20 protein-coding genes are annotated in these 21371 nt (G+C 41.6%); 3 read left to right on the top strand and 17 right to left on the bottom strand.

Features of this window, described 5'->3' with window-relative positions; genetic code table 11:
• Positions 1-89 precede the first annotated feature (89 nt).
• The 3 genes from MKX36_RS23590 to MKX36_RS23600 all read right to left on the bottom strand — a co-directional run bounded on the left by MKX36_RS23590 (position 90) and on the right by MKX36_RS23600 (position 2722).
• Positions 90-434 carry a hypothetical protein gene (locus MKX36_RS23590; RefSeq protein ID WP_013373571.1) on the bottom strand — a complete coding sequence of 115 codons (345 nt, stop codon included), beginning with the start codon at positions 432-434 and terminating at the stop codon, positions 90-92.
• A gap of 491 nt (positions 435-925) precedes the next feature.
• The gene (locus MKX36_RS23595) at positions 926-1222 is read right to left on the bottom strand and encodes a WXG100 family type VII secretion target (protein WP_017428620.1); all 297 of its coding nucleotides are present in this window, start codon (positions 1220-1222) and stop codon (positions 926-928) included.
• Between the two features lie 39 nt (positions 1223-1261).
• Positions 1262-2722: a lipase family protein gene (locus tag MKX36_RS23600; protein ID WP_290402514.1), complete on the bottom strand. Its 1461-nt coding sequence runs from the start codon at positions 2720-2722 to the stop codon at positions 1262-1264.
• An 80-nt stretch (positions 2723-2802) separates the two neighbouring features.
• On the opposite strand from MKX36_RS23600, the gene MKX36_RS23605 reads away from it, so the two are divergent.
• Positions 2803-3150: a hypothetical protein gene (locus MKX36_RS23605; RefSeq protein ID WP_016822754.1), complete on the top strand. Its 348-nt coding sequence runs from the start codon at positions 2803-2805 to the stop codon at positions 3148-3150.
• A gap of 251 nt (positions 3151-3401) precedes the next feature.
• On the opposite strand, the gene MKX36_RS23610 is transcribed toward MKX36_RS23605, so the two are convergent.
• The 13 genes from MKX36_RS23610 to MKX36_RS23670 all read right to left on the bottom strand — a co-directional run bounded on the left by MKX36_RS23610 (position 3402) and on the right by MKX36_RS23670 (position 17898).
• Positions 3402-3548 (bottom strand): hypothetical protein, encoded by a 147-nt coding sequence (locus MKX36_RS23610; RefSeq protein WP_016822753.1) that lies wholly within the window; start codon positions 3546-3548, stop codon positions 3402-3404.
• Positions 3549-3575: 27 nt separating this feature from the next.
• Positions 3576-4970: a hypothetical protein gene (locus MKX36_RS23615; protein ID WP_340865864.1), complete on the bottom strand. Its 1395-nt coding sequence runs from the start codon at positions 4968-4970 to the stop codon at positions 3576-3578.
• 21 nt (positions 4971-4991) lie between these two features.
• Positions 4992-6512 carry a DUF4163 domain-containing protein gene (locus MKX36_RS23620; RefSeq protein ID WP_340865865.1) on the bottom strand — a complete coding sequence of 507 codons (1521 nt, stop codon included), beginning with the start codon at positions 6510-6512 and terminating at the stop codon, positions 4992-4994.
• Positions 6513-6604: 92 nt separating this feature from the next.
• A complete protein-coding gene (locus MKX36_RS23625) occupies positions 6605-6943 on the bottom strand; it encodes a hypothetical protein (RefSeq protein ID WP_340865866.1) in 339 nt (112 codons plus the stop codon).
• Positions 6944-7035: 92 nt separating this feature from the next.
• Entirely contained in the window at positions 7036-8115 is a 1080-nt protein-coding gene (locus MKX36_RS23630; protein ID WP_340865867.1) for a hypothetical protein, read from the bottom strand.
• 60 nt (positions 8116-8175) lie between these two features.
• On the bottom strand, positions 8176-9369 hold the full coding sequence (locus tag MKX36_RS23635; protein WP_340865868.1) for a hypothetical protein: 1194 nt from the start codon (positions 9367-9369) through the stop codon (positions 8176-8178).
• A gap of 25 nt (positions 9370-9394) precedes the next feature.
• Entirely contained in the window at positions 9395-10585 is a 1191-nt protein-coding gene (locus tag MKX36_RS23640; RefSeq protein WP_340865869.1) for a hypothetical protein, read from the bottom strand.
• Positions 10586-10609: 24 nt separating this feature from the next.
• Complete coding sequence (locus MKX36_RS23645; protein ID WP_340865871.1) at positions 10610-12025, bottom strand: NADase-type glycan-binding domain-containing protein; 1416 nt, start codon at positions 12023-12025, stop codon at positions 10610-10612.
• A 26-nt stretch (positions 12026-12051) separates the two neighbouring features.
• Complete coding sequence (locus tag MKX36_RS23650) at positions 12052-13521, bottom strand: discoidin domain-containing protein (protein ID WP_340865872.1); 1470 nt, start codon at positions 13519-13521, stop codon at positions 12052-12054.
• Between the two features lie 87 nt (positions 13522-13608).
• Positions 13609-16356: an NlpC/P60 family protein gene (locus MKX36_RS23655; RefSeq protein WP_340865873.1), complete on the bottom strand. Its 2748-nt coding sequence runs from the start codon at positions 16354-16356 to the stop codon at positions 13609-13611.
• A 48-nt stretch (positions 16357-16404) separates the two neighbouring features.
• Entirely contained in the window at positions 16405-16782 is a 378-nt protein-coding gene (locus tag MKX36_RS23660; protein ID WP_017428631.1) for a DUF4280 domain-containing protein, read from the bottom strand.
• Between the two features lie 14 nt (positions 16783-16796).
• Positions 16797-17309, bottom strand: a complete 513-nt coding sequence (locus tag MKX36_RS23665; protein ID WP_016822743.1) for a hypothetical protein — start codon at positions 17307-17309, stop codon at positions 16797-16799.
• On the bottom strand, positions 17293-17898 hold the full coding sequence (locus MKX36_RS23670) for a hypothetical protein (RefSeq protein ID WP_340865874.1): 606 nt from the start codon (positions 17896-17898) through the stop codon (positions 17293-17295). The genes MKX36_RS23665 and MKX36_RS23670 overlap by 17 nt, the downstream gene beginning before the upstream one ends.
• A gap of 370 nt (positions 17899-18268) precedes the next feature.
• Here MKX36_RS23670 and MKX36_RS23675 point away from each other — a divergent pair, with 370 nt between their 5' ends.
• Positions 18269-19453, top strand: a complete 1185-nt coding sequence (locus MKX36_RS23675; protein ID WP_117288796.1) for a GAF domain-containing sensor histidine kinase — start codon at positions 18269-18271, stop codon at positions 19451-19453.
• Between the two features lie 131 nt (positions 19454-19584).
• Here the strand turns inward: MKX36_RS23675 and MKX36_RS23680 are convergent, their stop codons facing one another.
• The gene (locus MKX36_RS23680) at positions 19585-20541 is read right to left on the bottom strand and encodes a nucleoside hydrolase (protein ID WP_013373589.1); all 957 of its coding nucleotides are present in this window, start codon (positions 20539-20541) and stop codon (positions 19585-19587) included.
• A gap of 214 nt (positions 20542-20755) precedes the next feature.
• On the opposite strand from MKX36_RS23680, the gene MKX36_RS23685 reads away from it, so the two are divergent.
• Positions 20756-21349 carry a hypothetical protein gene (locus MKX36_RS23685; protein ID WP_017428635.1) on the top strand — a complete coding sequence of 198 codons (594 nt, stop codon included), beginning with the start codon at positions 20756-20758 and terminating at the stop codon, positions 21347-21349.
• The last annotated feature ends 22 nt before the right edge of the window (positions 21350-21371 follow it).

Here is a 21371-nt window from a genome sequence, read left to right on the forward strand (position 1 = left end):
TAAACAAAGAATAAGTTGATCCCGCTGCGCGTTATAACAGGTTCTCCCCTCAGATAGATCCGAAGCGAAAAGCCGAATATCCAATTTTATTAGGATTCTTTCAGTATGATGTTCGTAATGGCCCACTGCGTTGCTGAATCATAATCGCGCAGTAAAGCTTCTATATCGAGCTCCATATCCTCAATCAGCTTCTCGCGAAGTCTCTTCTTGTACAGCATGGACATTCGGAAATCCACTTCCAGCTTCAAGCCGGGGGCTTCCACTTCCAATGCCGCCGAGCGTGGAGAACGCCGGTGCTTCGCTACAAAGGTAACAATGTTGTTCTCAACGGTGGCCCGCAACAGCGTGGTCCCGAAGCCGAACAGTTCCTTTGAAACTTCATTGTAAATCTGGCACATCCGCTTCTTGCTTTCGTTACTGTCGAGCAGCGTCATGAACCCACCCTCATCAGCATATTACGTACAATCAATCTTTCAACACGATAGATTATACATAAATATGCGATAAATAGCAAACTAAAATCCCTGATTCAATAGTATACATCGCGAAAAAGCGAACAATATGTCGAACTTTGTAGCTTTAGAACATTTTTACACTTACCGATTTCAAAAATCTCGGTTTAGATCCATCCTATCAAAGGACCGATAACAACGAAAGGAGATAAGTAGCTATTTCCATTGATCAGATGAAACTTACATTAACTGTAGCCCATACAACAATGCTCCAAAATAACAGCAACTTCAAGCTACAGACTCCAAAGATGCTATTTTCGCATTTCGGGAGATATTTTTTCTTCTACTATATATGTAGTTTTTATGTACACACCATTAAACCGTACCCCGCAGAAGTCCCCTAGCGATAGTACGGTTCTTTTAAGTTATGTAGCTGGCACAACAACATAAAGTTAGCTATGATATACGCCTAATCACCATTGTGCTGCTCGTTTGCGCTTTTCTTCCCGCCGATCAGCTTCTTCCATTTTGCGAATATAACGTTTCAACTGCTCTTTATGCTCATCCAACTCGTGTATCCGTAATGTGGTTCCTTGGAGGAACGCCTCCATTTTGCGTGTTAATTCAGCAGCTGATTCACCCCGCCAGTCTTGCAGACGACTATATATAGTTTTCATCTGTTGCTCCTGATGCTGAAGTCTTTGCTTTAGCTGCTCGCACTGCTGTACAGCCCTCCGCAGATCCCCCAGGCTCAAAGATATTCTGCTCATCTCTTTCGCCTCCCGTTGTGTTCTTCCAGCTGCTCTTTCTTATTGATCCACCATCGTAAATTCCTGACCCTTGCGATCGATGTACTCTGCTATCTCTGTAATTGATTCCTGATACCAGCGATTAATTCGATCCAGTGTCGCCGTAGCACTATGCGCAAGCGGGGTCAAAGACTGACTTTCACTTGTTCCGATATGAGCCTGAAATAACTGAATGGACGCACGGGTATCACTAGAAAATCCATGCAAGCTAGAGCGCATCTGATTAGCCGCATGCTTTAGCTCTTCAGGTGTTAATTGAATTGTACCCCCATTTTTGTTGCCTACAAAATAAGCTCCACCATTAGCGCGGCCATTTTGTTGGCCTGCTCCCATCAAATTCACACCTAGGGCATTAGCAGCAAACTGACCGAAGGCACCCAGTTGTCCACCGTAGCGTTCGACCAAATCGCCCATAACTTGCTTGAGCTCTGCCTGCGCAGCCAGCATTTGCTCGTACGCTTGGACCCGCGGATTTCCTTCTACCAATTGTCCATCCATGGTGTACAGCGGATTGCTAATATTTCCACTTCCATCAAATGTGAAATGATCCATGCTATGCGTCGCTTCACCCAATACCGAATTATAGAACTTCGTAATCGGATCTTGCTGCATCATGGGCAACGTAATCGGGACATATACAATGGGAGTCCATTGGGGTCCCAAAAAAAAGTTGGCCCATTTATTTTCTCTTTCGACTGGTAATGAAACAGGAACAGTGATTTTGGCTTCATTAGCCGTCTTATAATCATTGTCTATAAAGTAGGTTGCACCCACATGTGGCTGTGCATCATTAACTCCCGAACCAATAGTATCTTTCGGGTTGACATAAGCGACATTCGTCTTTCGAAAATCTCCATTTTCTACCTTCTTTTGAAGATCATCCGGTAATAGATGTACAATGCTTGGTGGATTATAACTGACGGATGTCAGTCCATTCCGCACCGCCACATATTCTGCCTCCGCTCCTCCTAAAGAATGGCCTGTGGTCGTTATCTCAGCAGAGGGATACTCTTTTTTTACAACATCATATAGATTTTGAGCTTGTGTAAATTGATTATTCTGATACTTTTCCTCATATTGAAGAAATGCAGTTTGCACTTGTGGTGGGAGTTTAGCCACCTCTTCCTTATTATTTTCATAATAATGATGGACTTCTTCCAACGTTTTCGCACGTCCTCCGACAACATCGCTGAAATCCGTTCCCCAGTCCATCGCTACGCTCCACTTGGGCCGATCCGGAGGTTCTGTTCCCCTGTAACCGATGATCACCTGATTGGTTTTTTCGTTATGGAACACCGTCGCATCGAATCCAGAACCGTTTGTGTCATGCAGCATAGCACCTTCAGGTTCAACAATCTTCCAGTCAGGAAGAATTCTGCTTTTAGCATCTTTAGCAGTCAAATCCCGGTCATACACTCTATCTGCAATGGTCCAATATGTTTTGTCGTTAATGTAGGTCAAGTTATTCCCACCTTGTCTATTGTGTAAATATATTATAGAGTTATGAAAAAAGGTGATTACCAGAAAAGGAGAATTGTAACTTGAACAGAAAAATCCAACTGATTCTGGCACTTATTTTAATTATTATGTATTTAGGAGGTTGTTCCAGCTTGTCCGACAAAGAGAAAAAAGAATTAGTAGACGTCGCCACTCCGATCGGCGTGGAATTTATTAAAGAACACTATAATGCTGATTTCATACTAAAAGATTATGTTGTGGACGATCCGGCTATCCACTCAAGAATATATCTGTATGGGTACATTAAAGGTCACGAAGACAGCAAAATTACTATTTATTACAGTTATAAAACCAAAGAAGTAATCGACGTCTCTGGGCCAGATTGGTTTATCGACAGCGAAGTTCCCAAATACAAGACCCCTTCTTCCTGAGAAGGGCTATTATAAATGTTAACGTCTAATTTTTCCCAAATTAAGAAGTAGTATAATTATAGTGCATCCTATTTACGAGTGATATAGTCGAGAGGAAAAATAAGTATAAAGTCATTGGATTCAGTATTTCTGGTCATAGTACATAGTTTATGCGGAATAGGTCTTTGTAACTGTATGTTAGGTGAAAGTTGCACAGATGAACATAGAAATAAGGCTCCTAAGGAGCCTTATTTACTCGTTGCCTGACTTATTTAACGTTTTTCACTTTGAGCGAGAGGTTGATTTATATAAATAAAAGGATATTCGCCTTTGCTTATTTTACGTTTCCATTCTTGAACCATATCTTCCTGGGTCGGCGTTTTCTCATTCACGATTGCTCCTGTAGTTACTTTAGCCATGCTTTTCCCCTCCCTTGGTGGTTTTATTTACTGCGTCTTTATCTTTTCTCCAGTCATTTTGATGTTTCCGTCCATTTCGACCAAACTCATTTTACATTTTAAACCGATGCCATCTTTGGCTGTGACTTGTATGTTGTTACCCGCATTGAGTACTAGGTTTCCATCAGCCTTAACACGGATGTCCTTTTTACTCCGCAATTCGATGCCATGGTCATCTAGCAGTCGAATCACTACTTCATCGTCGTTCCCCGTGATTAAAATTTCATTTTTCTCAAATATAATGGCTTTGCGGTACTTGGTCATAAAGATCTTCGTGGACGGGTCCTTAATAAAGTCGCCCCCTTTGGATCTCTTGCGGATTGAATGAGTTACGATGGCGTCCTTTTCTTTAGCGGTCGGAAAGTAAATGTCTACAAAGTCAAACAACTCCGGCATACAGTACCATCCTGTATTTCCTTCCGATGTATAAAATGTAGCCGTTGGAAAAGCGTAGGTTTCCTTTACGTTCGGCTTGACCTTGTCCATTTCGTAAAAGAAAACCTTCACATGATCCTGCTCGATTCCAATGACCTTGGACTTCAACGAGATGCCACGAATGCTCTCATTTACAATCAAATCCTGCTTCATTCCATCCGCTGTAGTCAGCACATACTCATGCCACAAAGCACTATGACGTATAAACGCCACAGACTGCAGGACGTATAAAGTTTTCCCTTTAAATTTAACCTCAGCCCCAATTTGCAGTAGGACATCTTTGGCTCCTGTCGTTTGCACTTTATAATACAAAAGGTTGTCGTCCTTGCCGGAACCTGGTTTGCTTTTTCTGGTCATGGAGTAGTTATACTGTTTGAGCTCCCCTTGATTGACACCATCCGGTAATCCAAAATAAAACTGAGGTTTTTCTCCAATCGGATCAGGTATCAGTCCCCAACCGAGTCGAGACGCTATACGCTTCAAAAACGACCAGTCTGTTTCATCGAATTGCATCGTAAATTCCTGTAAAAGCTGGTTTTTTAAGCGGCTCGTACAATTGGCTTTGGGATAGGATTTGAGCACATGTTCGAGCAATACTTGCAGCTTCATCTTTACATTTTGAAAAGTTTGTCTATGAAGCACTTCATCCAGCTGGCTTGTATAGGATAGAGCTTCGACGACCAAATGGGCTACATTGGACACCAACGTGATTCTAAACTGCGCGACTAATCCTCGAAATAATACAATCTGTTTATGATCATCATTCACATAAGATACAACTAACTTCGTCCCTGCTTCCATATGATCTGTATATTCTTCCATTTGGGCACCCGTTAACACACCTGTCAAAAAGACTTTCACATGCTCATTCATTTTCTGTACAACTTTAACTTTCGGGTTTTTAAGAGATAAAACCGTCCCGTTATATTTGATGATTGGATATCCCATGTTACCGCTCCCTTTTGTCGGTTAGTTTACGTTAATCCGTTGTTTGCTTACGTATTGAACGACATCTTGAATGGTTTGATTATGTCCCTGATCGTTAAGAGTCTCATCTAATGCAGGGATCGTGGTAAAGGTTTTATTTGTTTTCTGAAAATAAATATCCGCTATAGGGAATTCATCAACTCTACCAGGCCCATGAATCCCGTTGTCAACATCGGCAATGATGATAACATCCTTCAATCCATCCTTATTCACATCCTTGAAGGCCACTGCTTCTACTCCTCCGTAACGTGCAACCCACTCACGGTTCCCGTAGAAATTGGGGAATGGATATAGAATATGTTCTTGGTCATCCAGTAGGAAGAAAAAGAATTTACGAAAACCTTCTGGATACCCATATGTGGATACAAAACGTACTTTTCCAAAGCCTTCGAGAGTAGTTTGAAAAGACTGCGACTCTTCAATTTCATATTGGTCGGTATCCAATTTTTCACCGCCAACTGTGGAAACAGACTGATCCTCAACAGAACTTAGCTCACTCCATAGTTCTTTATTCTGCCTGATATTCTCTGGAATTTGTGCAAAATGAATTTCATACTCCGCATGGTCCCCTACTACATGAGCCATAGGTACACTCATCCCCAACGAATCATTTGTGAGATAACTAAATGATTCCATTTCTACTTCCGCAAGCGAACCTTTGGTTACATCTGCGTTTGCTAACAATTGCATCAAATCATCTTTTGTGAAATCACCGATTAATCCTTGTTGCTCCGGCTGAACAGCTGTAATCTTCCCGCTTTTTATAAGCTCAATAAAAGGTTTCTCGACCTTTACCAGATCCCTCAATCTTATTCTTGAAGCCTGCTTCATATCCAGGTTCGTCGTATAAAACATATGAGTAGGATAGGCTGCGTCCTTCACATAACGAATACCCGTATATTGAACGCTCAAGAGTCGTTCACTTTGTCGTTTGATCTCATAATCAATTTCGACATGGACTCCAGAATTGGAATCCGCATAGTCGTTTAATCCTCCTAAAGCTTCGGTCTTAAGAATTTGGTTTAAAGATTTTTGCTTTGCAATATCCTTGAGTTTTGTAATTTGAGGGTATTTAATCACGATCCCATTTTTTGAATACTTCTCTCGAGTGAGCTCATAGCTTTGCAGTTCACCATGAGTATTCGAGGCGATGCTATATTCGGAATCAATACGGACTTCTCCACTTTTGGAGAACTCAATGATAAGGTTTTGTTCAGAAAAATCACTGTTTATTAAGAAACCATCACCGTGGTCTAAAACCTCGATACTCATGCTATCATGTTGTCGATTCTCGATAATAATAGGCTCATTCGTATCCTTGTTCAGTTCCCACGCATCCGGGAGCTTCATCTTACCTACATCTATACTTTTCTGCGTCCACTTTTGTCCAGACAACTCCCACAAATCAACAAATACGGGGTCTGGATAATATATGGAAACATGTCCCCCTAAACACAACTGTATTCCTTGGTCTGAATCTCGAACCACAAAGTCTGTAGTCAATTCTGGCCCGCCATCCTCAATCATCTGGGCGTGTACAAGTTGCTTCGAACTCCACCACTGAATAAATGTGTATTTATCTCCGATCGTACCTGTCAGCGTTTAGGTGCTCTATAATTGACAATTCTAACGTTTAGCTGCCCACTTTTTAAATGAAACGATTTTGTTAAGATAGTGAGATTGTTATCGAATTTTTCTACTAATTCTCCATCCTTCATCTCTACACTTTCTGGCTCGTTTAACAACAAATTAAGTTCCTGTGTGAACTCCTCAAGCTTGTTTTGTCTGATATTAGAATCCTTATTCTCATCGTTGACTATACGAAGTTTTTGAACTAACGCATCCAACATTTTCGAATAAGAAATCGTTTTAACGTCATTTTGGAGAGAAAGTGTATGATTTGTTTCTGTTGCTGGAGGATCCTGTCCCTTCATGCATCCATTCAGCACTACACAGGAAATGAGTAATAACAGCACATAACAAATTCGCGCATACTTCAAGTAACTCATGCTGGAGATCACGTTTTCTACAATTTATCGTTCATCTCTATACTCATAATCTTCCACTTGCCTGACTGCTTTTCTAACGTAAATACAAGTCCTTGGTTTGATTCCTCTTCTTCTGAGCTACTCTTTACCAAAAACACCCGCTGATTAGCCTCATAAGCAATCTCTTTTACATTCAAGTCTAATCCTGTATAGTCCATAGCGGAAAAATCTATGATACTTTCAAAATTATTTTTTGGACTTGCTGACAAAGCAATAAATTCCGCCATTTCAGGCAAGTGTATAAAGAAGCGATTCCTAAGATAATGATCCTCCAAATAATTTTGAATAATGTCTTTGGGATCCGTGGGATATACAAATTTTTTATTCTTATTTTCATATAGTACTTTTGTTTTTTCGGGTCCGGTACTGTCGAATTTTTGATAAGTTATTATTGTATGTTTCTGAGTATCCTGAAAACGGTAGTAACTCACATCCTCAAAAACACCATCTTTATTAATGTCCTCTAGCTTCCTGCTCCCTTGCCCTGTTGCTTCTGGATAATTGTAATTCAGGTTGCTAATTCGGTTATGGTCTACAGTAAATATAGAGAATCCTTCGGCCTCATCCACTTCGCTAGTGGAATATACAACTATAAATTTTTGTTCTGTTTGATCCAGCTTCATAATTTTCATGTCTGTATTAAGATGTGCAACCATAACTGGGTCCTCTAATTTACCAATGATGTGATAGCCATCATCCTCCCGGACTACAAATATGTTGTCAATCCCCCCTTTTTCTAATCCAAAAGCAAGCACATATTCCGGCTTTCCATCACGGTCCAAATCTTCTTTTAATACTTTTTGAAGCTGCTCATTTGGGGGTTGGACTTTCTTTATAAACTGATCTAATCTGTTAGAATCTGCGACGTAATTTCCATTTCTTTTATTAATCGGATTCGCAACATTACTATTTCGATCTTGTTTTTGAGCAGCAGACTCTGGCTCAGTCACGGCTTTTTGCTCTATCACTTGAGTGCTAGGATTGGTGGGGTCAACTGCCTGCTGCTTCTCATTCGTAGGTTCTACTGAACATCCATTCAAAAACAGACTAGTTAACAATATTAACAATAGTATTCTATTTATAAAGTTGATTTCACAAAACTCCCTTTTTTATATTAATTACTGCACGTTTATCCGTTGTTTGCTTACGTATTGAATGACATTTTGAAGCGTTTGATTATGGCCTGTTTGATTAATATTCTTATCCAATTTAGGAAGAGTAGTGTATGTGTTATCCTTTCTCTGAAAATAAATCCCCGCGACAGGCAGTGTCTCTATTCCGTGTGCATTAACTCCGGTGATATAATCAGCAATAATAACAATATCCGTACGTCCATCCTGATTCAAATCCTTAAAACTTACTGCTTTGATCCTATCAATCATTTTACCGTTGTTACCATAAAATTCGGGGAATTCGTACAGGATCTTGTTTTCCACATTTTTGTCACTGTTAACTTCCAAAAAAAACTTTGCTTGAATCAGATCATTCATATCCTCATCTTTTAAAGTGGATATAAACTTTACTTCTCCCCATCCATTAAGAGGGGTGGTAAATGATTGTTCTCTCTGAATAGTATATGGTTCTAGATCAGGATCGGGCTGAGCATCCTCTTCTACGTAATCACCACTACGTTGCTGCTTAACAGATTTTTCCATGTTATATTCAATAAAAATATTATTTACTTTCTCTGTTTTAGTATCCCAATTAATACTCAAATGTTGGCCATCTTTGGAGTAAATAACATTACCATTTTTCACAATAATTGGTTGTCCGTAAAGTTGTAGTACTTTGCTAAGTGTATCACCAATCTTCAATCCTCTTTTGGTTTTAAACTTGGGATTCTCCAAGCTCACAGCTACTAGATAACTTTCACCATCCACCAATTCCTCCCCTTCAAGTTCAATTTTAGATAAGACTACAAAATCAATTTCTGGATCTTCATATTTAGGATAAGACAAGCTCCATCTTCTATATGTTCCATTTCCACTAACATATCCCCGATTGAAGTTATCGTATCCTTCACCATAACCCCACTTACGGATAAGTTCTTTAATATCCGTATTTTTATCAATCTTGTGCGACCGATATGAGACTTCAAAGTCGTCGTCCTGAAGGAGTTTAGGATCGGCAGATACAACATTTTTGGCTTTGTCTGCTTTTTTATCTGGATAGTAGCCAGTGTCTTCTTGCTTAACTTTGGTGGTAGCTGTTTCCCCACTATTAAAATCATGGAAAGACGAAGAACTACATGCAGTTAACGCCAATATCATTACAAGCATTATAATGAGATAACCGTAGCCTTGCCTGTACATATCTTTTCCTCGTTTCTCATTATAGTTATCGTTTACCAACGATTGTCCACTCTCCGTTACGTTTTTTTTTGCTATCGTTACCATTTTGCACAGGCTTAAAATTAACATTAGGCAGCTTAATACCTTCGGATGCAGCAATTTTCTGAGCCACACTTTTATCGAGACTCAACAGATATTGTTCATAGTTAGAAGCTTCATTCCCACTAAATAAACTGTAAACTTCCTGCACATGTTCACCCCAATGGTTATCACTAGCATATTCCCCGCAATCAACTTGCTTTGATTTCATTCTAATGATTGGTGTGATCCAATTACAATATTGAAAAACGTTTCCTTTACCCGTAATCCCACTCAATTTATTGTTTTTTACTACGGCCTTTCTGAATTCCTGACCATAGTATATATAGCCCAATATTTTCCCAAATATTAAGCTATTGGCTTTCATCAAATCTTTAGCATAATTAGTTTCAGCACCATGTTCACCATCGGCTGCCCTATTTGTACTGCTAGTATTAAAACTGCCTGTTCCTTCTTGAATAATAATTGCTAACAAAAAACGGGGATCAATCTGAATGTCATACATTTCTTGTATCTTTTTTGTAGCTTCCCACAAACCGTGTATCTTTTCCTGATTCCATTGCATTTTAGTGAATTTTAATGAGCGTCTTTTAAATGTTTTTTCAGCTTTAGAACTACCGTTATACTGGAATTCAGCAGGTATCCATTTTCCAGCCGGAGTCTTTACGTTCGTTTTTATAGGTTCATCTTTCGATTCAGTGGTAATGGGTACTTCTGGTGGTGCTTTAGTACTCGTATCGATCAAACCTAGCTTCTCGCGAATTGCTCGTCCAGCCTTCTCAGCAGCCAGCTTTTCCCTGATATCTCCGCTTGCCTCCGCAGTCATCCAACGAACGGTTTCTTTTTGCATCTGTTCTTGAGCCCACTTGGGGAATGTGGCCATTTCACGTAATTTGCTTCGCAGCCCCTCTGCTAGCTTTTGTGCTTTACGCATGCCAACCTCATCACCGTTGGCTTGAGCAATGTACCAGTCCTCTTTGTATTTACGCAGCCAGGACTGGGCCCAGTCGGGGTAATTCAGTTTCTGTTTCTTCTGTTCTGCCACCAGATCAAAAGCCTGTGCTTTTCTGTGTGCATTAGCGGTTGTTAAAGCTTTCAACATAGGGGTTGCACCAAACGTTGGTTCTTTCCACTTCATATGCCTTCTCCTTTGTTAGGGATGCTAGAAGAATCGTATCTCCGACATACAGGTATCGTGATATTTGGTTCCTCGCTCTACGGCCTCAATCGATATTTTTACAAATGAAGTATGAATGGGCTTATCAAGAAATTCGTTTCTTATAAAATCATTATCTACCATTATGGTCTGTCCATTTGAAAACTCCAGTTTCATTCGTTTAACTCTATTATTTGCTTGGAAAGCATTAGATGACTTAGCTAAACCATTGATAAGCTCAAACCCCTTTAGTTCTTGCATAGAGCCGAAATCAATTCTGATCCACTCCCCGATCCCGTCTCCCTTAACTCCTTCACACCAGGCTGTTCTCGCATCTCCATCCATGATGTTACGGGCAGCATAGGAGTTCCCCGCCTGATCTGGAAGTGTAGATGAAGCAACAATTCTCTGTGCCGGAATGTTTTTCCGATATTTCATCAAATCCGTTGTAGTTTGTATCCATTGTGTAGGGGACACGTTATAGCCTATCCTGTGGAACACATTGGAGTATTTTATAGGCAGACCTGTTTGGATGTCTCGTTGTTGGATTTCACCCTTCAAGTTCAAATAAGCAACCCTGTGGTTATCCGAGGTTATAACAGGAGAGTCTGTGGCTTTCATTAGTAACTTCTTCTCCCCAGTCCTGATATTGAGCACATAAGCCTTATCATTATCGTTTGAATAAAGGACCATTTGATCGTTATACAGCCACTGTTCAATCTGTATGCCGTCTAATCCTGACTTGATTTGTTGGATTAGCTTGTTCTTGGACAAGTCATAGATCAATATATTATGGTTACTATCTACAAGGGCAAATTGGTTACTGTCAGGTGAGAACACGGGAAGAACGAGATAGTGACCATCGTATAAATGTCCTAATGCTTTCGTTTTCTGCATCTGATTTATATAATAAAAAAAGGCAGCATTCTCTGTGTAAACACATTTCCGCAAGTCAGGAGACATAAAGGCGTAGTCCCTATTCGGCACCTTAAATTCAGTTATTTTCTTTGTGGTAGACAGATCAAAGATTTTGATCACTAAATAATTCAATTCGGTTGACTCTCTACATAAGGCAATACGCCTGCCATCATCCGAGAACCTATCCAGATACAACTCAGATTCAGGATACGCCTCACCTTCACTTGCATGTAATTTACCTATAATGTCGTCTAAATCAATATAGGTATTGCCTGTAGGATCATCCATGTCAGCTAAAAAATCCATAGGCATGTTTCCATTTTCCGCTTCAAACAACAACCAATTTACGGACTTTTTTGGTGGGGGAAGCTTCTTGGACTGAGAGACAGCAGCATGGGTTTCATCTCGCTCTGGTCCTACTTTTTGGCTCTCGTTCGATCGTATACAGCTACATAGCATGGAAAAGATTATGACTAATAACGCGATTTTACTTATCTGCATCATAGATTTTCCTCATTTTCTACAATTCATCACAATAACTTCAGCTCACCTATACATGTATTTGGGAAGTCCACGCCTTTTTTTACTTCTAGGATAGTAATCTTTACGAAAGAAGTTCGTATAGGTTCATCGAATTTAAAACGTGTGTCACTGTTCTCAAGCACTGTCGATTGTCCATCCGAGAAATCAAGTTTCATCCTCTGGATGGTATTCATGTCTATATACTTATTGTTAACCCATATAATTCCATCAACCATCTCTATACCTCTGACCTCTTGAGCTGAACCCAAATCTATAGTTACCGTTCCCCCTACTCCACCTGTCTTAGATCCTTCACACCAAGGGGTTAAATTATTATCATCCGTTAAATTGTCCACACGAAAAGAACGATTCCCCTGATTAGGCAATGTGGAAGAGGCCGTTATTTTTTCCACTTCGACCTTGTTGCTATACTTCATATAATCGGTTTTTGTATTTATCCACTGTATTGGTACTACCCAAGTACCTTCTCCATTTACAATGGACGAGATATCTTCTTTTTTTCCACTGGCTATATCAATCATGAACATTTTTACAACCTCATCATCTGCCAGTACTAATTTTTTTTGATCTGGAGATAGAATAAAGTCGCCCTCATTTTTAGTTATAAACTGTACTTTTCCAGTGGATATATCTAGTGAATAAATATCGTTTATGAAAGTATTATCTTTTTTATAAGTTGTATAAATAAGTTGGTTCCCCTGACCCCATTGCATAACGCTGGAGACACCAGTTCCTACAAGCAGGCGCTTTGCACCACTATTGCCAGACAGATCAAGCATTACGATTCCTGACTGACCATCCACAAAATAAAACTTGGTGTTATCCGGTGAAAAAACTCCTTGCCCATGAGAAATATTGCTCACGTCTGCTTCACCCTTTTCATTCTTCACTTCTGTAGTTCGGTTACTTATTGCATCATATAAACACAAATGCCCATTCATTACATATAAATATTTACTTAAATCAGAAGAGACAACAGGATATTGGGCAGCTGGCGGCAATTTAAACTCTTGCTCTTTTTCTTCCGTATCCAGATTGTACACTTCAATAATAAGTGGCTCCTCTGGTTGCTCCCCATAAACATCTCTTATAATCGCCATACGACTGCCGTCACTTGTTATTCTCCCGACATCTACCTGTGAGCCGCGATATTTTATACGTTCTTCACGAGTTTGCATAGTGTCAATCAGTTCGTCGATACGGATATTAGTTTTTCCAGTAGGATCATCTAAATCGGTCAAGAATTGAACTCGATCTTCTACGCCTTCTTGGCCATTCAAAAGCCAACTTTCTTTCTTTTCAGTCCCCTTTGCGGCATCCTGATTTATCTTAATTTCATTACTTGATGGTATATTGGGAGACTGCGAAGATGTAACAATGTCTCCATCTGTGGTTGCTGTACATGCAGACAACAACACTGAAAATACAATAATCAAAGCCACTTTTATATAACGCATGATTTCCCCTCTCTTTACACTCTCCAAAAATCCCCTTCATTAAGCGGGTTGTCCCAATTCTTTATGTGATTCTGTACTTCCTTATCCCTATTTATTTTTAATTGATCCATCGTCTTGAATAATACGCTTAACTGCTATTACGTTTGTATATATACGACCGTAAGACCCCTTCCAATCTTTGCTTAATTTATCTATCGTTACATTATGAGAAGGCTTTATATCTGAATCCATTTCACTAGGCTTAGTTGCGTTACCATGCTCGTGAATAAATTCCCCATTCCCGATATACATACCTACATGATTTGGTTGTCTTCCCTCCCTTTTTTTCCAGTCAAATAATATTAAGTCACCTAACTTCAGGTTTTTATAATCCCCCTTAGTGCGTAAACTTTGGTGGTCAACCTCTATCCCCCGATTGATTTGGTCTCTTGTAGTACCGCCTATATGCACATTTAATATGGTCAAGTACACCGAGGAACTAAAATCAGAACAGTCCATATATATAGGTGGGTTATTAGGATCTAGCTTCATCGTTCTAATTTTGGTGTCCATACAATAAGGAATTTTACCTAAAAACTTCTTGGCGAATTCTACAATGGCTTTCCTTTTCTCCTCGGCAGAACTGCTGGAAGGTGTAGGCTTCGTTTCCTCTTTCAACGGTTTATCAGGAGTAGTCGGCGTGTTCTTGCCCGGTTCCGTTTTCGTTGTTGGAGCTGCTGGCGTTGCAGCCTTATTAACCTTAGGCCATGGAAGAATACCATTGGCTACTTGATGCAGGTATACGGCCAGTACATCCCGACCATAGCCCTTATTCTCCAGGCCGTATTTTTTCGCAAAATCATGCAGTGCGGCGTTAAGCTCTTTATCCCAATCGCCTGTAGTTGGTAGCTTGTACGAGAAGCTGTCTGGATACTTCTTGGCAAGCTTGTTCAAATTCTCTCTGGCAAGCTGACTGTTCACCCCGTACTTACTCCGCAGAGCGGCCGCTTCCTTAGCCATAGCCTTTTGGTCGGCAACGGTCAGCTTATGGGCCGCATCTGCGTATTGCCCGGACAGTTCCTCCAGCCGATTCGCATCCAGATAGGATTTGGCTGAATGACCACGAATCAGCTCGTTGATTAGCACGTTGTCACGCAGTTGGTTGGCGAGAAGATGCATCTGCTTTTGCTTGGCCTTGTCGTTTGCGCCATGCGCTTCCCACCATTGGGACGTGTATTCATGCATTTGCGCTCTGGCCCAGGCAGGCATACGATCTATTTCTGCCACCTGCTGACGCAATTGCTTAGCCTTGGCCGCTGCTTCCTTGGCCCCCTTTTTGTCCCCTGCTGCCACGGCCTTGTAGTAGTCGGCTTTGTACTGAAGCAGCAAATCCTGTACCCATTGTGGATATCCCTTCCCCTTCAATTCTTGAATCAGGGATTGATAAGCTTTCAATTCGGCATCAGGCATCTGATTCTTCATAAACTTACTAGCCTTGATATGAAGTGTTCCATCGGTTCGGATATAGCTGGTTTTGCACGTCAGAGATATTTCGCGAGTAGCGGTCATCTGTACCTTTTTGCCATGCAGCACCAGGTCTGTATCGGCGTGAAAGGTAAGATCGTGATGACTGTACACGTGAATACCAGATGCAGGATTTAAGCGTACAAGTATCTTGTCTTTCTGGGTGGAGAGGGCCAATTCCTTATCATCGAATCTCGCCACTTTTTGTGATTTGGTATGAAGCAGCTTTCTGGATGGCTGGCTGATTTCATCTCCTGTGTAGTCTCTCTTACGCAGGGATTGAACTACACGAGCTTCCTTTTCTTTGTTGGATGGAAAATACAAATGGACATGATCCCCAAGCTCGGGCATGCAATGCCAGCCGATCCCATCACCGGTATACATAGTGGGGTAAGCAAACCAGCACCCTTCAGCTTTGGACTGCGTGGAATCTACGGACAAGTGAAGTTTAACGGATTCGTTTTCGCTATTTAATTCAATAACTTTCCCTTCAATAGAAGCACCTTTGATAAACTGATTATGTATAACCTCCCTCGGAATGCCCGCTTCTGGAACGAGAACGTAGTCATATGTCATAATGCCCTGCTTCATCTCTGCATGAATCTGATCAATAACCCAATGCTTTCGTCGAAACAAGACCACATCTCCAAGTTCAAAACGTTTCGTGTCCTCCACTTCAGCATACGTATACTGGGGGCCTGACTTTGTTTTTTGGAGGGAAAAGTTAATGCTGCTCAGTTCACCTTTCACCTGTTCTTTTGAGGTACCTAACCATAGTCGCGGAAATACGGATGTAATCTCGGCAATCAGTCCAGTGTGCAGATGAGAGGCCATCCTTTTCAGAAACTCCCAATCACTCTCCCCATACTGAATAGTAAAGCCGCCCAGCTTTTGGTTGCTGTCTGTCAGGTCAATAAAATCGCCGTGTGGATAGCTATCTATAAGCTCCCGAAACAATTGATAATACGTCAAGCTGCTGTTTTGAAACGAACGATTTTTCCGTTGTCGATCCAGCATATATGTAAAAGAGGCTGCCTCTATGTACATGTGATATACACCATTTTTGAATCCAATTCTAATATGGGTGACGATTCCTTTAAAGATGCTTACTGTGCCTCGATCTTCATCCATCTCGTATACCTCTAGCACATCCTCATCATGCGCTAAACCATCATATTTCGCATGATCTTCATCCGGTATGAGAGCAGTGATGTACACTTTGCCGTGCTCATTTACCTTCAGTGTCAATTGAACATCCAGTAGACGGACAATTTCATACGGCGCATTCACTCTAATATTTCCATAAGTCAGCACAGTTCCTGCCAGTCCCATCTTACTCCCTCCATTTGTCTTAACATGTGATGTTTCTACAATGAGCAGCTATTCCTGCCCATCTGACGTGAATGAAATTTTTCCGCACCACATGCATAGGTTCGTGGAGCAGCTCATCAGAGCCGGAGATTGATCTACGTATACATCCTTCTTTCCATTCAACCAAGGCATAGACACGCTCGGTATGCAGGGTTGCGGAATGATTCTCCCAGAATTGCCCTTGTTAGCAGAAGAAACTGTAGGATTGTGCATACTACGGCACATGCCGAAAGATGGGATATGCGTCTGCGGGTGAAAATCCTGAATATTCCCCTGCAATTTATCACCAATACTAATCCCCCTGTTAGCTGAAACACTAAACCTGCCCGAATGACTTCCATAGGTACACTGTATCTGTGCCCCGTCCACTACATAGCTCTCACTCATGATCGGACTCTCCTTTATATAGACGGCCTCTCCGTATCGACCTTTTGTAATTTCAAGCCAGCCAGATTAAACTTCAAAATACATTCAGCTACATCTAGGTCCACAATGATATGCTGATTGGCATGCTGAACCCTGAATATCTTATGATTCTCGACTGCATATTCATCTAAAATGATTTTCTTCAGTGTACCGTCCCTATGACATTCGCTAAGTGGTGATAAACACATCAGGCTAGGCGGATGAGCCAGCCAATACCTCGTTTGCTGCATACGCTGCATATCAGCAAAAACAATCAGCTTCCAGCGTAATCCGGCTTGGTATATATCAAAGATTTCCTTTAGTTGCTCAGAAACAATGGCTACTGGTTGCTCTATAAAATCAATATAGTCCGCATCGCCTGATACATAACATTGCAAAATAGACTCTTCATCAGTACACAATGAGCGTTCTGCCCATTCCAACATTTGTCTACGATTTGTCTCTACTGGAAACATATACTCTGTAATACGATTATCCTGTTGAATCATGTAGTACTCCATAAGCTGTTGGATACACCACCTCACTGATTCCTTTATACTCTCCTATTCTTATTTCCAAATCGTTCTCGCATTTCAATGCTTGGAATTCAGGGAGTTGTACAGCCTGCTGTATAGCGTCTTTAGCTAATTTCAAAATGTATTGATGAAATTCCCACGCAACCTGAAGGACATATCGCTCGACATCAGGCTGAATAACCTTATTCATATAAGGTTTTCGAAGCTGATTCAGTTCGTCCTCCAGTTCTGCCAACAAGCTGAACGACCAGACTGCATCATAGAATCCATGACAAGGACGAGGATCAAAATACCAGTTTGGGCCATAGACTTCGATGATATAGTTATAAATACGCTCCCTTAGATACGTGCGCCTCATAGAATAGGTAATGTAACCAATTGCTGTCTTGTCCGCTTCTGCAGAATTGGCTTGTAAGCAAATCGTTTGAAAAGATTGGATAAAGGAAAAGATAAGCTCTTCTTTTCTATGCTCATATAAAACCGCTACCTGACGCAATTTATCATTCAACATATTTTCCCTATAGGTCTTATGGAAGTGTTCTAGGGCTTCCCGTCTATTCATAATCCCACCTCTGAACCTATTATATAGAATATTTACATGATATTACTGGTTCAATTCTCCTATTTTATTACACAATTTTCATATCATGAGATTACATATGAACTTATGAAAACAGAATGAAAATAATCATATTTCTTCGTGAATGTGTAATAATACAAACAAAAACCTTCCCAGAAAGGCTAGCATTCGGCCTGCGACATGAAGTTTTGTGCAAACGAATAGGTAATTGGAAATAGAAGACTCAGGTTATAACGAAATAATCATGTATAATTAAGGATACGCTCCAACAACACTTTCAGAGAACCAGAAATGGGGTACACAAACTACTAGAGTTTTGATAACCACCACTTTGCATCAGGATTGGAGACACATGACTACTTCACCTACAGGTTTTTATAATAGTATTCAAGAAGCTACCGCACACGTCATTGATGTGCTGAGTGATATTTTACATGTAAATACCATTTTTATTGCCGCTAATGATGGGGTTACCAATGTGATTTTAGATTCATTTAACCGGGAAGAGGTACTGGTTCGCAATGGTGAGGAGCTTCCTTTTGAGCTTAGCTATTGCAGTCTAGTGCTGAACCATTCCGCCGATTATCTCACCATTTCGGAAACGTCTACTCACCCGCATACATGTGGTTTAGATGTGACTAAAACCATTGGGAACCACTCATTTACAGGAATTCCTATTCGCATGAAAGATGGTCAGGCTTACGGAACCATTTGTGTTTTGGATGCGCCATCTGCCCATTTGACAGAAACGGAAATAAAGGCTCTTCAGGCTATGGCTGTATTTCTGGGTTATGTGGTAGAACTGGAAAAAGACAAGTTCGATGCTGAAGTCTCTTCTATGAACAAGCTGGATTTGATTTCTTCCCTGAGTAATAAAATTCGGTTTTCGCTCACTGAAATTTGGGGAGCCACGGATCTCATGCTGACCACGGAGTTAACAGAAGAACAACAGCAATATATGAGTATCATGGAGTCGAGCAGTCGCTCACTTTTGATGCTGCTGAATAATATTTTGGATTATAGCAATATTGAATCCAGACAGATTGATGATCTTGAGGACCCGTTTGACCTGAGAACGATGATGGAAAATGTGTTGAGCTTGTACACAGAAGTAGCTGTGCAACGGAATTTAGAATTGAAGCTGGATTGGAATCTTGCCAGTTCGCCTATTTTTATCGGGGATGAGGCTAAAATTCGGCGTATGCTGATTAATTTGGTGGATAATGCAGTGAAGTTTACAAGCACAGGATCAGTCATCTTATCTGCAACCACTCAATCTGTGACCGATGCGCCTGAGGTTGAATTGGAAGTACGGGTGAAGGATACCGGAATTGGTATATCTCCGAATAAGCTGAAATTGTGGCTTGAGCATGACCATGGGTACTCTCCCTCATATGACAATCCCGGCTTGGGTTGGCAGATTACCAAACAGCTGTTGAAACGACTGAATGGTAAAATGACAGGGATTAGCGAACCTGGTAGAGGGACGGAGATTACGCTCCAGTTTACCCTGAAAATATACCAGGAGTCAGCCTGAACAAACGGTAGGCTTGCGATCATATTGGGCCAATTAATAAAACCCGTGACAGATAGCGTCACGGGTTTTAGCTATGCATACGCACTAGGCAGTATGATCACTGTATGCCACACGTTTGTGGACAGTTGGACTTAGTAACGTTTGGGAGCAGCCTGCTTGGCCAAATCCGCCATATACGTAAAGAAAGCTTCCGGGTCTGTATCATATACCAGGTTCACAGGGCGTCCATCCGCCTGTTCCACCGTTCTGCCCTGACTTGGGCCTTCTGCGATAACGCTGCAATGCACCGTCTTTTTCTTGACAATATCCGGGCGTCCTACAGATGCAGTGGTCAGTACATCCCACAGGTAATATGTTGAGTTGGTCTCGCTATACACGAGCGGAGGACATCCTGCGTAACAATTGCCCAGGAAATCAACGCCTTCATATCGGCGCTCGGCAGCCCAACGATTGCGTACGGCTGGAGTTAAAGGCACTTTGCTTGTGCTTTCCAGCGCTACCAGATCAATTGTGATGCCGCTTTGCCATACTCGATAGGCCGCTTCCGGGTCCCAGAACACATTCCACTCTGCGGTACCATCATGCTCCGGCTCCTCCACATTCCCTTTTTCAAAGGTGCCGCCCATCCATACCAGCTTTTCAATCTTGGCCTCAATATCCGGTGCTTCATCCAGCGCCCGTGCCAGATCGGTTAGCGGTCCAGTGAATAGCAACAGCGTTTTACCTTCAGCTCCGCGTACCTTTTCAATTAGATGCTGATGAGCTGGCAGGGATGAAAGCGGTGCTTCCATTCGCCCCGATTCATTCAGCACAGGTAATGCATCTACATAGAAGGAATGTAAACGCCAAGCGGCAGGAAACGGATTTTTACCGCGTGAATTAGACTTGGCGACTTCAACAGGCCCTTTATTTTGTCCAAAACGATCAATAATTTTACGGCTGGCATCCGTCGCCGGCTCCAGGTAACCATCTGCTGGAATAACCGATACTCCGGTCAAATGAACCTGTTCCATCTGAAGCAGCATAAACAGGGATACTAGATCATCCACTCCACCATCATGATTAAAATAAACGTTTGTCTGACTCATCTGTCTCTTCCTTCCTTTATCCCCGTAAAACAGGCTTGTTCTTTTATCGGCAACCATCCTTCATTATGCCTGATCGCTACACAGGAGTAAATGTGTGATAGTACGTGCATCAGGGATTTTTTTATCTGCTCCATGCTTAAAAAAGGTAGAAATGTGTGTAATAACAGGGTAGAGGCATGGGTCCTAATCGGAAGCGTAGGAAGGAGAGATGCATATGACAGTCCGAACAATAGAAGAGTTGGAGCAGATCCGCAAAGAGTGTAAATCCATGGTGACGAAAAGGGCCGCAGCTTCAGGGGGAGCTGTATTGGTCCCCATTCCAGGGGCTGACGTTCTTGCTGATGTCGGCATTTTGATGCAGCTACTACCTGCCATTAATGAAAAATTCGGATTATCTGAGCAGCAGTTGGAGGGTCTGGATGCAGAAACAAAGTCGATGGTGTATGGCTTTATCACTTCAATTGGCAGCAAGCTAATCGGACGACTCATCACCCGAGAAGCCATCGTGAAGATTTTGCAGAAAATGGGCATTCGCATCGCCACCAAGCAGGTTAGCAAGTTTGTCCCTCTACTGGGGCAAGGACTAGCCGCAGCGATTGGCTTTACTGCAATGCGGACCATTGGCAACCGGCATATTGATGAGTGCTACGAAGTGGCCAAACGCCTGCTGGAGCAGCAAACTGCCGCAGATACGGCACGCAACTGGACAGTACCACAACAGCCTCTAGATCCCGTGGGAGTTGATCAGTTGCCAAATCAAAATCCGGCAGCAGCGATTCCGCTACTGCCGGCATCCCATAAAGAATAATTTTTCAGACTTAGTATTCTCC

It is taken from the genome of Paenibacillus sp. FSL W8-0439, assembly GCF_038008995.1.
GTDB classification, from domain to species: domain Bacteria; phylum Bacillota; class Bacilli; order Paenibacillales; family Paenibacillaceae; genus Paenibacillus; species Paenibacillus polymyxa.